This window comes from Klebsiella sp. ZJOU C1, from assembly GCF_035620215.1.
Classification (GTDB): Bacteria; Pseudomonadota; Gammaproteobacteria; order Enterobacterales; family Enterobacteriaceae; genus Klebsiella; species Klebsiella variicola.
Genome location: NZ_CP141644.1, coordinates 4,948,652 through 4,962,620 on the forward strand (window position 1 = coordinate 4,948,652; position 13,969 = coordinate 4,962,620).

The 13,969-nt window shown below is 54.0% G+C and carries 9 protein-coding genes, 1 tRNA gene and 4 rRNA genes; 3 read left to right on the plus strand and 11 right to left on the minus strand.

Going from position 1 to position 13,969, the window contains the following annotated elements:
* Positions 1–2 precede the first annotated feature (2 nt).
* Both SPE70_RS23755 and SPE70_RS23760 read left to right on the plus strand, forming a co-directional pair.
* Positions 3–3,113 carry an efflux RND transporter permease subunit gene (locus tag SPE70_RS23755; protein WP_008806703.1) on the plus strand — a complete coding sequence of 1,037 codons (3,111 nt, stop codon included), beginning with the start codon at positions 3–5 and terminating at the stop codon, positions 3,111–3,113.
* A 297-nt stretch (positions 3,114–3,410) separates the two neighbouring features.
* Entirely contained in the window at positions 3,411–3,632 is a 222-nt protein-coding gene (locus SPE70_RS23760) for a putative periplasmic lipoprotein (protein WP_012540441.1), read from the plus strand.
* A 436-nt stretch (positions 3,633–4,068) separates the two neighbouring features.
* Here SPE70_RS23760 and rrf (SPE70_RS23765) read toward each other — a convergent pair.
* From rrf (SPE70_RS23765) to SPE70_RS23785, 5 genes are all read right to left on the minus strand, one after another.
* Positions 4,069–4,184 (minus strand): 5S ribosomal RNA (rrf, locus tag SPE70_RS23765).
* A 38-nt stretch (positions 4,185–4,222) separates the two neighbouring features.
* Positions 4,223–4,298, minus strand: a tRNA-Thr gene (locus tag SPE70_RS23770).
* 14 nt (positions 4,299–4,312) lie between these two features.
* Positions 4,313–4,428, minus strand: a 5S ribosomal RNA gene (gene rrf / locus SPE70_RS23775).
* A gap of 97 nt (positions 4,429–4,525) precedes the next feature.
* Positions 4,526–7,430, minus strand: a 23S ribosomal RNA gene (locus SPE70_RS23780).
* 194 nt (positions 7,431–7,624) lie between these two features.
* Positions 7,625–9,164: ribosomal RNA gene (locus SPE70_RS23785) — 16S ribosomal RNA — on the minus strand.
* The 16S, 23S and 5S rRNA genes sit together here with 1 tRNA gene alongside, the layout of an rRNA operon.
* Before the next feature lie 471 nt (positions 9,165–9,635).
* On the opposite strand from SPE70_RS23785, the gene SPE70_RS23790 reads away from it, so the two are divergent.
* Complete coding sequence (locus SPE70_RS23790) at positions 9,636–10,190, plus strand: gamma carbonic anhydrase family protein (RefSeq protein ID WP_008807065.1); 555 nt, start codon at positions 9,636–9,638, stop codon at positions 10,188–10,190.
* Here the strand turns inward: SPE70_RS23790 and SPE70_RS23795 are convergent.
* Genes SPE70_RS23795 through dprA form a run of 6 tightly spaced genes read right to left on the minus strand, consistent with a single transcriptional unit; the run spans position 10,166 to position 13,957 of the window.
* A complete protein-coding gene (locus SPE70_RS23795; protein ID WP_008807064.1) occupies positions 10,166–10,423 on the minus strand; it encodes a DUF1488 family protein in 258 nt (85 codons plus the stop codon). The two genes, SPE70_RS23790 and SPE70_RS23795, sit on opposite strands and share 25 nt — an antisense overlap.
* A complete protein-coding gene (gene aroE / locus SPE70_RS23800) occupies positions 10,420–11,238 on the minus strand; it encodes a shikimate dehydrogenase (protein ID WP_008807063.1) in 819 nt (272 codons plus the stop codon). Before aroE ends, SPE70_RS23795 begins: the two co-directional genes overlap by 4 nt.
* A gap of 3 nt (positions 11,239–11,241) precedes the next feature.
* On the minus strand, positions 11,242–11,814 hold the full coding sequence (gene tsaC, locus SPE70_RS23805; RefSeq protein WP_008807062.1) for an L-threonylcarbamoyladenylate synthase type 1 TsaC: 573 nt from the start codon (positions 11,812–11,814) through the stop codon (positions 11,242–11,244).
* A 4-nt stretch (positions 11,815–11,818) separates the two neighbouring features.
* Positions 11,819–12,361, minus strand: coding sequence for a DNA topoisomerase family protein (locus tag SPE70_RS23810; protein ID WP_004145330.1), 543 nt, complete (start codon positions 12,359–12,361; stop codon positions 11,819–11,821).
* Positions 12,362–12,387: 26 nt separating this feature from the next.
* Complete coding sequence (smg, locus tag SPE70_RS23815; RefSeq protein WP_008807060.1) at positions 12,388–12,861, minus strand: DUF494 family protein Smg; 474 nt, start codon at positions 12,859–12,861, stop codon at positions 12,388–12,390.
* Positions 12,833–13,957 carry a DNA-protecting protein DprA gene (gene dprA / locus SPE70_RS23820; RefSeq protein ID WP_012967155.1) on the minus strand — a complete coding sequence of 375 codons (1,125 nt, stop codon included), beginning with the start codon at positions 13,955–13,957 and terminating at the stop codon, positions 12,833–12,835. The genes smg and dprA overlap by 29 nt, the downstream gene beginning before the upstream one ends.
* Positions 13,958–13,969 lie beyond the last annotated feature (12 nt).

Genomic DNA, 13,969 nt, shown 5'->3' on the forward strand with positions numbered 1-13,969 from the left:
CCATGTCTAAGTTTTTTATCCATCGACCGGTCTTCGCCTGGGTGCTGGCCATCATTATGATGATTGCCGGCGGCCTGGCCATCCTGCAGCTACCGATAGCGCAGTATCCGACGATTGCGCCCCCTGCGGTGGCGATCTCCGCCACCTACCCGGGTGCGGATGCCCAAACCGTGCAGGATACGGTCACTCAGGTTATCGAACAGAATATGAACGGTATCGACAACCTGATGTATATGTCGTCAACCAGCGACTCCGCTGGCTCGGTAACCATTACGCTCACCTTTAAGTCCGGCACCGATCCGGATATCGCCCAGGTGCAGGTGCAAAACAAACTGCAGTTGGCTACGCCGCTGCTGCCTCAGGAAGTACAGCAGCAAGGGATTAGCGTCGAAAAATCCAGCAGCAGCTTCCTGCTGGTTGCCGGCTTTATCTCTGATAACCCGGCCACCACCCAGGACGATATTTCTGACTATGTCGCCTCCAACGTGAAAGACCCTATCAGCCGCCTCAACGGCGTGGGCGATGTGCAGCTGTTCGGCGCGCAGTACGCCATGCGCGTCTGGCTGGACGGCAATTTGCTGAATAAATACAACCTCACGCCGGTCGACGTCATCAATGCGCTGAAGGTTCAGAACGATCAGATCGCCGCGGGTCAGTTGGGCGGTACGCCGGCGCTGAAAGGTCAGCAACTGAACGCGTCGATCATCGCTCAGACGCGGCTTAAAGATCCGCAGGAGTTTGGCAAGGTTACACTCCGGGTCAATGCCGATGGTTCGGTCGTCCATCTGAAAGACGTCGCCCGCATTGAGCTGGGGGGAGAAAACTACAACGTCGTCGCGAGAATTAACGGTAAACCCGCCTCTGGTCTGGGTATTAAGCTTGCGACCGGCGCCAACGCGCTGGATACTGCCACCGCGATTAAAGCGAAGCTGGCCGAGCTACAGCCCTACTTCCCTCAGGGGATGAAGGTTGTCTATCCGTACGATACGACCCCTTTCGTCAAAATCTCCATCCACGAAGTGGTTAAAACGCTCTTTGAGGCAATTATCCTCGTCTTTCTTGTCATGTATCTGTTTCTGCAGAACATGCGCGCAACGCTCATTCCGACGATTGCCGTTCCTGTCGTGCTGTTGGGTACCTTTGCGGTACTGTCGATGTTTGGCTACTCCATCAACACCCTGACGATGTTTGGCATGGTGCTGGCGATAGGCCTGTTGGTCGATGACGCCATCGTGGTGGTGGAAAACGTCGAACGTGTAATGGTTGAGGAGAAGCTCTCGCCAAAAGAAGCGACAGAAAAGTCGATGTCGCAGATCCAGGGGGCGCTGGTGGGTATCGCCATGGTGCTCTCTGCGGTATTCGTCCCGATGGCCTTTTTCGGCGGCTCGACTGGCGCGATTTATCGTCAGTTTTCGATCACTATCGTCTCCGCCATGGCGCTCTCCGTGCTGGTTGCGCTGGTACTGACGCCGGCGCTCTGCGCCACGTTGTTGAAGCCAGCCTCAGCCGAACACCATGAGAAAAAAGGATTTTTCGGCTGGTTTAACGCCCGCTTTGACCAGAGCGTCAATCACTATACCAACAGCGTTAGCGGCATTCTGCGTGGAACAGGCCGTTATCTGGTGATCTACCTGGTGATAGTCGTGGGGATGGCCGTGTTGTTCATGCGTTTGCCCACGTCCTTTCTGCCCGACGAGGATCAAGGCGTCTTCCTGACCATGATCCAGCTGCCTTCCGGCGCTACCCAGGAGCGCACGCAGAAGGTGCTGGATACCGTAACCGACTACTATCTGCATAACGAGAAGGCCAATGTTGAAAGCGTCTTTACCGTTAACGGCTTCAGCTTCAGCGGCCAGGGGCAAAACTCCGGCATGGCGTTTGTCAGCCTGAAACCCTGGGAAGCGCGTAGCGGTGATGAAAACAACGTTGAGTCGATTATTAAACGGGCCACCGTGGCCTTCAGCCAGATAAAAGACGCCATGGTTTTCCCGTTCAACATGCCGGCCATTATTGAGCTGGGTACCGCCACCGGCTTCGACTTTGAGCTGATCGACCAGGGTGGACTTGGCCATACCGCCCTGACCCAGGCGCGAAACCAACTGCTCGGTATGGTGAAACAGCATCCGGATCAGCTGGTCCGGGTACGGCCCAATGGGCTGGAAGATACGCCGCAGTTCAAACTGGATGTCGATCAGGAAAAAGCGCAGGCGCTGGGCGTATCCCTCTCCGATATCAATGAAACGATATCTGCGGCGCTGGGGGGGTACTATGTCAATGACTTTATCGACCGCGGCCGCGTGAAAAAAGTGTACGTCCAGGCTGATGCCCATTTCCGTATGCTGCCGAGCGACATTAACAACATGTACGTTCGTAGCGCCAACGGCGAAATGGTTCCGTTCTCCGCCTTTGTCACTTCACGCTGGATATATGGCTCGCCGCGTCTGGAGCGCTACAACGGCTTGCCGTCCATGGAGATCCTCGGTGAAGCCTCGCCAGGAAAAAGTACCGGGGAAGCCATGGCCCTGATGGAACAACTGGCCAGTAAACTGCCGAGCGGCATCGGTTACGACTGGACCGGGATGTCTTACCAGGAACGGCTCTCCGGCAACCAGGCGCCTGCACTTTATGCCATCTCATTGATCGTCGTCTTCCTGTGCCTGGCAGCGCTGTATGAGAGCTGGTCGATCCCCTTCTCAGTCATGTTAGTGGTTCCGCTGGGGGTCATTGGCGCGCTGTTAGCGGCCACGCTGCGTGGGCTGAATAATGACGTTTACTTCCAGGTCGGTCTTTTGACTACGATCGGTTTGTCGGCAAAGAATGCGATCCTGATCGTTGAGTTCGCCAAGGATCTGATGGAGAAAGAAGGGAAAGGGATCATTGAGGCCACGCTGGAGGCATCGCGGATGCGTCTGCGCCCTATTCTTATGACATCTCTGGCTTTTATCCTCGGGGTTATGCCGCTGGTGATTAGCCATGGTGCCGGTAGCGGGGCTCAGAATGCAGTGGGCACCGGCGTGATGGGCGGGATGCTTACCGCGACACTGCTGGCGATTTTCTTTGTCCCGGTGTTCTTCGTGGTCGTTAGGCGACGCTTTACCCGGCACGCTGAATAATTCGGCTATGTCTTGAAGGCGCCCCCTCCGGGCGCTTTTTTTTGCATGGAATATTGGTCGCCAGCTAAACTAAACTCCCCGCAGTCTGGCAACCGCCATCGCACGCAGCATCGCTGAATCACAATCTTTCTCTCCATCTTTTCTGCATATTCCCGGGCTTATCTTCACGATATTTACGCGGCTCATAAATTGAGATGATTTCGGCATCCGGGCCGGACAATCCGCGGTGATAAAATAAGCCATTCCGTTCTGCACTGGCTCTCAGTACAACCCTGCGGATTATCCAGAGGTAATATCATGAAAAAGTATTTAATCGTGGCGCTGCTGGCCTCTCTGCTGGCAGGCTGTGCCCATGACTCTCCTTGCGTGCCGGTTTATGACTCGCAAGGCCGCTTAGTCCACACCAATACCTGTATGAAAGGCACAACACAGGACAACTGGGAAACGGCTGGTGCGATCGCTGGTGGGGCCGCAGCGGTTGCCGGTCTCACGTTAGGTATCGTGGCGCTGACTCGTTAGCAACTCCGCTCCACAAATGCTCAGCCTGGAGGCGTTCCCTTCGGCTCAGTCGCCAGAAAGACAAAAGGCCCAGTCACACGACTGGGCCTTTCATTTACGTTGATATGACCGCTGCTTTCCCCGGAGGCGGTGCTGCGCACCTTTTCCGGGCTACGGGGTCTGTAGCCCCGGTAAGCGCAGCGCCACCGGGGGAGCTGGCGGCGCGTCTGGCCGCAAAAAACAAAAAAGCCCGGTCTTCCGACTGAGCCTTTCGTTTTATTTGATGCCTGGGAATGATGGCGGGCGTCCTGCCCGCTACCCTCCGGCCGTTGCTGCGCAACGTTCAAATCCGCTCCCGGCGGATTTGTCCTGCTCCGGAGAGCGCTCATCGGCAAACAACAGATATAACAAAAGCAAAAGGCCCAGTCTTTCGACTGGGCCTTTTGCTTTATTTGATGCCTGGCGATTCCCTACTCTCACATGGGGAGACCCCACACTACCATCGGCGCTACGACGTTTCACTTCTGAGTTCGGCATGGGGTCAGGTGGGACCGCCGCGCTATTGTCGCCAGGCAAATTCTTTACAACGTGCCGAACTTTAACCTAAAAAGTGGTGCTGATACCCAGAGTCGAACTGGGGACCTCACCCTTACCAAGGGTGCGCTCTACCAACTGAGCCATATCAGCACGCTAAATTTGATGCCTGGCAGTTCCCTACTCTCACATGGGGAGACCCCACACTACCATCGGCGCTACGGCGTTTCACTTCTGAGTTCGGCATGGGGTCAGGTGGGACCACCGCGCTATCGCCGCCAGGCAAATTCTGTTTTATCAACACGTCTCACGGACGCATCGATTAATCTGTATCAGAGCTGAAAATTCTCTCAAATCCGCCAAAACATCTTCGGCGTTGTAAGGTTAAGCCTCACGGTTCATTAGTACCGGTTAGCTCAACGCATCGCTGCGCTTACACACCCGGCCTATCAACGTCGTCGTCTTCAACGTTCCTTCAGGAGACTTAAAGTCTCAGGGAGAACTCATCTCGGGGCAAGTTTCGTGCTTAGATGCTTTCAGCACTTATCTCTTCCGCATTTAGCTACCGGGCAGTGCCATTGGCATGACAACCCGAACACCAGTGATGCGTCCACTCCGGTCCTCTCGTACTAGGAGCAGCCCCCCTCAATTCTCCAGCGCCCACGGCAGATAGGGACCGAACTGTCTCACGACGTTCTAAACCCAGCTCGCGTACCACTTTAAATGGCGAACAGCCATACCCTTGGGACCTACTTCAGCCCCAGGATGTGATGAGCCGACATCGAGGTGCCAAACACCGCCGTCGATATGAACTCTTGGGCGGTATCAGCCTGTTATCCCCGGAGTACCTTTTATCCGTTGAGCGATGGCCCTTCCATTCAGAACCACCGGATCACTATGACCTGCTTTCGCACCTGCTCGCGCCGTCACGCTCGCAGTCAAGCTAGCTTATGCCATTGCACTAACCTCCTGATGTCCGACCAGGATTAGCTAACCTTCGTGCTCCTCCGTTACTCTTTGGGAGGAGACCGCCCCAGTCAAACTACCCACCAGACACTGTCCGCAACCCCGGTCAGGGGCCTACGTTAGAACATCAAACATTAAAGGGTGGTATTTCAAGGTTGGCTCCACGCAGACTGGCGTCCACGCTTCAAAGCCTCCCACCTATCCTACACATCAAGGCTCAATGTTCAGTGTCAAGCTATAGTAAAGGTTCACGGGGTCTTTCCGTCTTGCCGCGGGTACACTGCATCTTCACAGCGAGTTCAATTTCACTGAGTCTCGGGTGGAGACAGCCTGGCCATCATTACGCCATTCGTGCAGGTCGGAACTTACCCGACAAGGAATTTCGCTACCTTAGGACCGTTATAGTTACGGCCGCCGTTTACCGGGGCTTCGATCAAGAGCTTCTCCTTACGGATAACCCCATCAATTAACCTTCCGGCACCGGGCAGGCGTCACACCGTATACGTCCACTTTCGTGTTTGCACAGTGCTGTGTTTTTAATAAACAGTTGCAGCCAGCTGGTATCTTCGACTGGTCTCAGCTCCATCCGCAGGGACTTCACCTACACACCAGCGTGCCTTCTCCCGAAGTTACGGCACCATTTTGCCTAGTTCCTTCACCCGAGTTCTCTCAAGCGCCTTGGTATTCTCTACCTGACCACCTGTGTCGGTTTGGGGTACGATTTAATGTTACCTGATGCTTAGAGGCTTTTCCTGGAAGCAGGGCATTTGTTACTTCAGCACCGTAGTGCCTCGTCATCACACCTCAGCGTTAAAAGGTACCGGATTTACCTGGAACCTCCGCCTACATGCTTAAACCGGGACAACCGTCGCCCGGCTAACATAGCCTTCTCCGTCCCCCCTTCGCAGTAACACCAAGTACAGGAATATTAACCTGTTTCCCATCGACTACGCCTTTCGGCCTCGCCTTAGGGGTCGACTCACCCTGCCCCGATTAACGTTGGACAGGAACCCTTGGTCTTCCGGCGAGCGGGCTTTTCACCCGCTTTATCGTTACTTATGTCAGCATTCGCACTTCTGATACCTCCAGCAACCCTCACAGGCCACCTTCGCAGGCTTACAGAACGCTCCCCTACCCAACAACGCATAAGCGTCGCTGCCGCAGCTTCGGTGCATGGTTTAGCCCCGTTACATCTTCCGCGCAGGCCGACTCGACCAGTGAGCTATTACGCTTTCTTTAAATGATGGCTGCTTCTAAGCCAACATCCTGGCTGTCTGTGCCTTCCCACATCGTTTCCCACTTAACCATGACTTTGGGACCTTAGCTGGCGGTCTGGGTTGTTTCCCTCTTCACGACGGACGTTAGCACCCGCCGTGTGTCTCCCGTGATAACATTCTTCGGTATTCGTAGTTTGCATCGGGTTGGTAAGTCGGGATGACCCCCTAGCCGAAACAGTGCTCTACCCCCGAAGATGAGTTCACGAGGCGCTACCTAAATAGCTTTCGGGGAGAACCAGCTATCTCCCGGTTTGATTGGCCTTTCACCCCCAGCCACAAGTCATCCGCTAATTTTTCAACATTAGTCGGTTCGGTCCTCCAGTTAGTGTTACCCAACCTTCAACCTGCCCATGGCTAGATCACCGGGTTTCGGGTCTATACCCTGCAACTTAACGCCCAGTTAAGACTCGGTTTCCCTGCGGCTCCCCTATACGGTTAACCTTGCTACAGAATATAAGTCGCTGACCCATTATACAAAAGGTACGCAGTCACACCCGAAGGTGCTCCCACTGCTTGTACGTACACGGTTTCAGGTTCTTTTTCACTCCCCTCGCCGGGGTTCTTTTCGCCTTTCCCTCACGGTACTGGTTCACTATCGGTCAGTCAGGAGTATTTAGCCTTGGAGGATGGTCCCCCCATATTCAGACAGGATACCACGTGTCCCGCCCTACTCTTCGAGTTCACAACCTGTGCATTTTGGTGTACGGGACTATCACCCTGTACCGTCGGACTTTCCAGACCGTTCCACTAACACACAAGCTGATTCAGACTCTGGGCTGCTCCCCGTTCGCTCGCCGCTACTGGGGGAATCTCGGTTGATTTCTTTTCCTCGGGGTACTTAGATGTTTCAGTTCCCCCGGTTCGCCTCGTTAACCTATGTATTCAGTTAACGATAGTGCAACGAATTGCACTGGGTTTCCCCATTCGGACATCGCCGGTTATAACGGTTCATATCACCTTACCGACGCTTTTCGCAGATTAGCACGTCCTTCATCGCCTCTGACTGCCAGGGCATCCACCGTGTACGCTTAGTCGCTTAACCTCACAACCCGAAGATGTCTTCAGATTGCGAAAATTTGAGAGACTCGAACACACTTAAACAGTGTGTCGTTTCAATTTTCAGCTTGATCCAGATTTTTAAAGAGCAAAATTTCACAATGCACTTCGCAGTACATTTTGAAATTTATCATTTATCAAACAATCTGTGTGAGCACTACAAAGGCAGGTTCTTTAAGGTAAGGAGGTGATCCAACCGCAGGTTCCCCTACGGTTACCTTGTTACGACTTCACCCCAGTCATGAATCACAAAGTGGTAAGCGCCCTCCCGAAGGTTAAGCTACCTACTTCTTTTGCAACCCACTCCCATGGTGTGACGGGCGGTGTGTACAAGGCCCGGGAACGTATTCACCGTAGCATTCTGATCTACGATTACTAGCGATTCCGACTTCATGGAGTCGAGTTGCAGACTCCAATCCGGACTACGACATACTTTATGAGGTCCGCTTGCTCTCGCGAGGTCGCTTCTCTTTGTATATGCCATTGTAGCACGTGTGTAGCCCTGGTCGTAAGGGCCATGATGACTTGACGTCATCCCCACCTTCCTCCAGTTTATCACTGGCAGTCTCCTTTGAGTTCCCGGCCGAACCGCTGGCAACAAAGGATAAGGGTTGCGCTCGTTGCGGGACTTAACCCAACATTTCACAACACGAGCTGACGACAGCCATGCAGCACCTGTCTCACAGTTCCCGAAGGCACCAATCCATCTCTGGAAAGTTCTGTGGATGTCAAGACCAGGTAAGGTTCTTCGCGTTGCATCGAATTAAACCACATGCTCCACCGCTTGTGCGGGCCCCCGTCAATTCATTTGAGTTTTAACCTTGCGGCCGTACTCCCCAGGCGGTCGATTTAACGCGTTAGCTCCGGAAGCCACGCCTCAAGGGCACAACCTCCAAATCGACATCGTTTACAGCGTGGACTACCAGGGTATCTAATCCTGTTTGCTCCCCACGCTTTCGCACCTGAGCGTCAGTCTTTGTCCAGGGGGCCGCCTTCGCCACCGGTATTCCTCCAGATCTCTACGCATTTCACCGCTACACCTGGAATTCTACCCCCCTCTACAAGACTCTAGCCTGCCAGTTTCGAATGCAGTTCCCAGGTTGAGCCCGGGGATTTCACATCCGACTTGACAGACCGCCTGCGTGCGCTTTACGCCCAGTAATTCCGATTAACGCTTGCACCCTCCGTATTACCGCGGCTGCTGGCACGGAGTTAGCCGGTGCTTCTTCTGCGGGTAACGTCAATCGATGAGGTTATTAACCTCACCGCCTTCCTCCCCGCTGAAAGTGCTTTACAACCCGAAGGCCTTCTTCACACACGCGGCATGGCTGCATCAGGCTTGCGCCCATTGTGCAATATTCCCCACTGCTGCCTCCCGTAGGAGTCTGGACCGTGTCTCAGTTCCAGTGTGGCTGGTCATCCTCTCAGACCAGCTAGGGATCGTCGCCTAGGTGAGCCGTTACCCCACCTACTAGCTAATCCCATCTGGGCACATCTGATGGCATGAGGCCCGAAGGTCCCCCACTTTGGTCTTGCGACGTTATGCGGTATTAGCTACCGTTTCCAGTAGTTATCCCCCTCCATCAGGCAGTTTCCCAGACATTACTCACCCGTCCGCCGCTCGTCACCCGAGAGCAAGCTCTCTGTGCTACCGCTCGACTTGCATGTGTTAGGCCTGCCGCCAGCGTTCAATCTGAGCCATGATCAAACTCTTCAATTTAAGTTTGATGCTCGTGAATTAAACTTCGTAATGAATTACGTATGTTCACTCAGAGACTTGGTATTCATTTTTCGTCCGAGGACGTTAAGAATCCATGTCACTTTGAGTGCCCACACAGATTGTCTGATAAATTGTTAAAGAGCAGTTGCGACGCGCTTTAGCGCTCTGTCGCGAGGTGGCGTATATTACGCTTTCCTCTTTCAGAGTCAACCCTGAATTTCAGGATTTTTCTCTTCAACCGAACCGGCTGTTTGTGTGAAGTGATTCACATCTGCCGTGTCAGTGGGAGCGCATTATAGGGATCCCATTTTTTTGCACAAGCCTTTTTTCGATCTTTTTTTCTGAATGGTGATTTTTCACCCTTTTCGTCGCGTAATTGCACGATTTGCTCAATTTTCACCGTTTTCAGGGGTTGCACAGGGAGATAAAAGCCACCAAAGTCTTCTTACATTCCGGTATTTTGAGGTCTATATGTCTGCTCAGCTGCGCCCCTATAAAGCATTTTTCCCACAAATCGGTCTTCGCGTCATGATTGACGCATCCAGCGTTGTCATCGGTGATGTCAGAATTGCCGATGATGTCAGCGTCTGGCCTCTGGTGGCCATTCGCGGCGACGTCAACTATGTATCGATAGGTCAACGCAGCAATATTCAGGACGGTAGCGTTCTCCATGTGACCCATAAGTCCTCTTATAAGCCGGAGGGAAATCCGCTGATCATTGGTGAGGATGTAACTGTTGGTCATAAAGTGATGCTGCACGGCTGCACTATCGGCAACCGCGTGCTGGTTGGTATGGGTTCGATCTTATTAGATGGTGTCGTCGTTGGCGATGACGTCATGATTGGTGCAGGCAGTTTGGTACCGCAGAACAAACAACTGGAAAGCGGCTACCTTTACTTTGGCAATCCGGTCAAACAGATCCGCCCCCTGACGGAGACGGAACGGGAAGGACTGAAGTATTCAGCAAATAACTATGTGAAATGGAAAAATGAATACCTGGATCAGGATAACCAGATCCAGCCCTGAGCATCTTCTTGACCATCGCGGATCAATGCTTCCACCTCTTCCTCTAGATCCCAACGATGTTCCTGGAAGGCGGCCAGCCACTGCGCTGGCCCCTCTGCACCAAAACGCTGCTGCAGGCTCTGTCCTGAAATTGCGCAGGTTAATTGCATCCCATTGACCAGCACAGGAAAAACCACACCCTGCCGTTCGGCATCCCATGATTCCCGGTCAGGAAACTGAATCGCCTGATTCATGCATTCAGTTCCTGCTGCAGCGTTTCGATGACCGGAGCGATAGCCGGCAGGACGCCGTGCCATAGCAGAACAGCATGGGCGGCTTGCGCCACCAGCATTCCCAGCCCATCAGCACAGTGGACTGCGCCATACTGCTGGCACCAGTGAAGAAACGGTGTTGGCCCTTTCTGGTAAAACATGTCATAGCAATACACGTCAGCGTGGACAACAGATGCCGGGATAGCCGGTACATCACCGTCTATTCCACTGGACGTCGCATTGATGATCAGATCGAATGTCTCCCCGGATAAGGTATCCATCTCTCTTGCGCTGACGCTACCGGTATGGGCGAAGAGAGTGGCTAACTCATGGGCACGAGAATAGGTTCGATTCACGATCGTGACGGCACATCCCAGCGACAGAAGCGGCAAAAGAACCCCGCGTGATGCGCCACCAGCACCTACCAGCAGGATCCGCTGGCGCGGCTTAATGAACCCCAGGCGTTCCAGATCGCTCAGGAGGCCAATACCGTCGGTGTTGTCCCCCAGTAAACGGCCATCTTCCAGGCGTTTCAGGGTATTTACTGCTCCCGCCAGCGCAGCGCGTTCTGTCAGCTCGTCCGCGCGCGCAAAAGCTTCCTCTTTAAAAGGAACGGTGACGTTGGCCCCCTTTCCTCCTTCTGCAAAGAACTGATTCAGAGAAGAGACAAAATCGTCCAGCGGCGCCAGCACACGTCCATAAGGATGAGTAATCCCTAACTGGCGGGCAAACAGCTGATGAATAGAAGGCGATTTGCTGTGCGCGATCGGATTACCAAAAACGGCATAGGTTTCCATGGTTCACCCCTGGCGGAACAGTTTACCCGTCAGGGCATCACGGATTTCAGATGGATTTTGCCGTCCACCTGTGGCGCCATCCACAACCGGGAAGCTGTCACCAAACTGAGCATGAACCTCTGCGGTGGTACGACACGGTGGTTGCCCGGTGAGATTGGCGCTCGTCGAGACCAGCGGTTTTCCGTAAGCTTCGCACAATTCAATCACCAGCGGATGGTTGGTCACGCGTACGGCCAGCGAATCAAAACGCCCCGTCAGCCAGCGCGGCGTTTCAGGACGCGCCGGGAATACAAACGTCACCGGTCCCGGCCAGCAGGAAAAGATAGCGTCCCGCTGCGAGTCACTTAACCGTGAATCATCAACATAAGGCTTCAACTGCTCAAAGCTGGCGGCGATAAGGATCAATCCCTTGTCAACAGGACGCTGCTTCAGCTCCAGCAGACGCATGACGGCCGTTTCGCTGTCTGGATCGCAGCCAACGCCAAAAACGGCTTCTGTGGGGTAGGCGATGACATGTTCATTTTTCAGTACCGCCACGGCATGTGCGACGGTTTCTGAGGGCAGGTTATTGTTCACTGATTTATTCCGCCGGGATCGGCTTTCCACATTGTTTACTGGCACAGAAGCGTCTGAGCCCCTGCGCCGTCTTCTTTTCAATTAACAGCGGGTAATGGCATTCAGGGCATTCGCCCGCTACCGGTTTAAAATTGATAACGAACTGGCAATCAGGGTAGCGATCGCAGGAATGAAAGGTTTTACCGAAACGAGAGCGACGCTGGACCAGATGCCCTTGTCCGCATTGCGGACAGGCGATAGCGGTCTCATCGGGTTTATCAATCAGCTCGGTATGCTCGCATTCGGGATAGCGACTGCAGCCGATAAACATACCAAAGCGCCCCTGGCGTAACACCATGACAGCGCCGCAAGATGGGCACTCCTGTCCCTCCAGCACCTTAACGATATGACCGTCCGCCTGACTTTTCAGGGGACGGATATAGTCACAGTCCGGATAATGCGAACAGCCGAGAAACGGGCCATGTTTCCCGGAACGGATCACCAGTTCAGCCCCGCACTGCGGGCAGGGCTCATTTTTACGCACCGAAAACAGTGCTGATTTGGTCATAACAACTCGATGTTGCTGCAAAAAGATTAATGCAGCATACCTTCATTTACTTCGAAGAGTAATTCTTCCATTTGCTGATAGGCGTTTTCACAGCCCGGAATGTTGAACAGTACCATCAGGATGACCCATTTCAGGTCTTCCAGTTCAAATTCTGCTGTATCCAGCGCCAGGACGCGCTCTATCACCATTTCTCGCGTTTCGAGGTTCAACACCTGAATCTGCTCGAGGAAGAGTAAAAATCCCCGGCAACTGGCATCCAGACGCTGGCACTCCTCTTCGGTATACACCCGAAGCGACAGCGGGTCGGAAGCGAGCTGCATGGGTTCAACGAGACCTTCCTGATAATCAGCCAGTTTCTCGAGCCACATTAACGCGTTATAGATATCTTCCCGCTCAAAGCCTGCATCGGTAAGATCCCGCGTCAGTTTGTCCTGATCCACGCGCATTTCTGCTTCGTTATGGATGTAAGTTTCAAACAAATACATGAGTACGTCGAACATGGCTTGCCCTCCTTAATCGGACATAGCCGCCGGGTACAGCTGCGATCCAGCCTGCTAACTCCAGTTCAAGTAGCTGAGCTACGGTTACTGGCACAGATTGGCCGGCACGTTCAGCGACAACGTCAACAGGTGTTACCTCATCTCCTACGTTAGCCAGGAGCTCCGGAAATGGCAATGCTACAGACGGCTGATCGGCGCAATTATTTATCGAATCAGACGTATCAGTAAGCCAGGCCAGCTCGTTTTGCCAGTACTCCACGATATCCTCTGGCGAGGTCACCGGTACCGCGCCTTGCTTGATTAACCAGTGCGGACCTTCAGATCCCGGATTACCAATCGGGCCAGGCAGGGCGAACACATCTCTTCCCTGCTCCAGGGCGCAACGGACGGTGACCAGCGATCCGCTTCGCAACGCCGCCTCAATCACCAGCACGCCCAAACTTAAGCCGCTGATAATACGGTTACGTCGGGGAAAATGAGCGGGAAGCGGCGGCGTAATGAGTGGAAATTCAGAGACCAGCGTACCGCCATTGTCGATGATCTGTTGGGCGAGGTTTGCATGGCGCCGCGGATAAACCTGTTCCAGCCCGTTGCCCAGCACCGCGATGGTTTTCCCCTCCGCGGCCAGCGCGCCGCGGTGCGCAACGCCATCAATGCCTAACGCCAGCCCACTGGTGATGGTGATCCCTCTACGCGCCAGCGTTTCGCTGAACAGTTTTCCCCAGCGGGCGCCATACCAGGAGTGCAAACGGCTGCCAATAACGGCAAGCTGCGCGCTGTGAAGCAGGGCGGGGTCGCCACTGACCAGCAACGCGCCGGGGTAATCAGCGATAGCCCTTAGCCGCAACGGATAGCGCGGATCGTCAGCCCGTAACAGATGATGATCCGGGTGTTCCAGCCAGCGCTGCGTCTCGTCAAGCTCTCGCTCGTCAAACCGTAAAAATGGCTTCACCTGCGCCGCGGTCATCCCAACGGCATGTAGCGCTTCACTATCCACGAAAGCGGCTGCGCATAACCGCTGCGCAATATCCAGCATCCTGTCGCCATACAAATTATTGACCTTCATCAGCCGCAGCCAAATCTCGTCGGGCGTCATCCTTACCCCCTG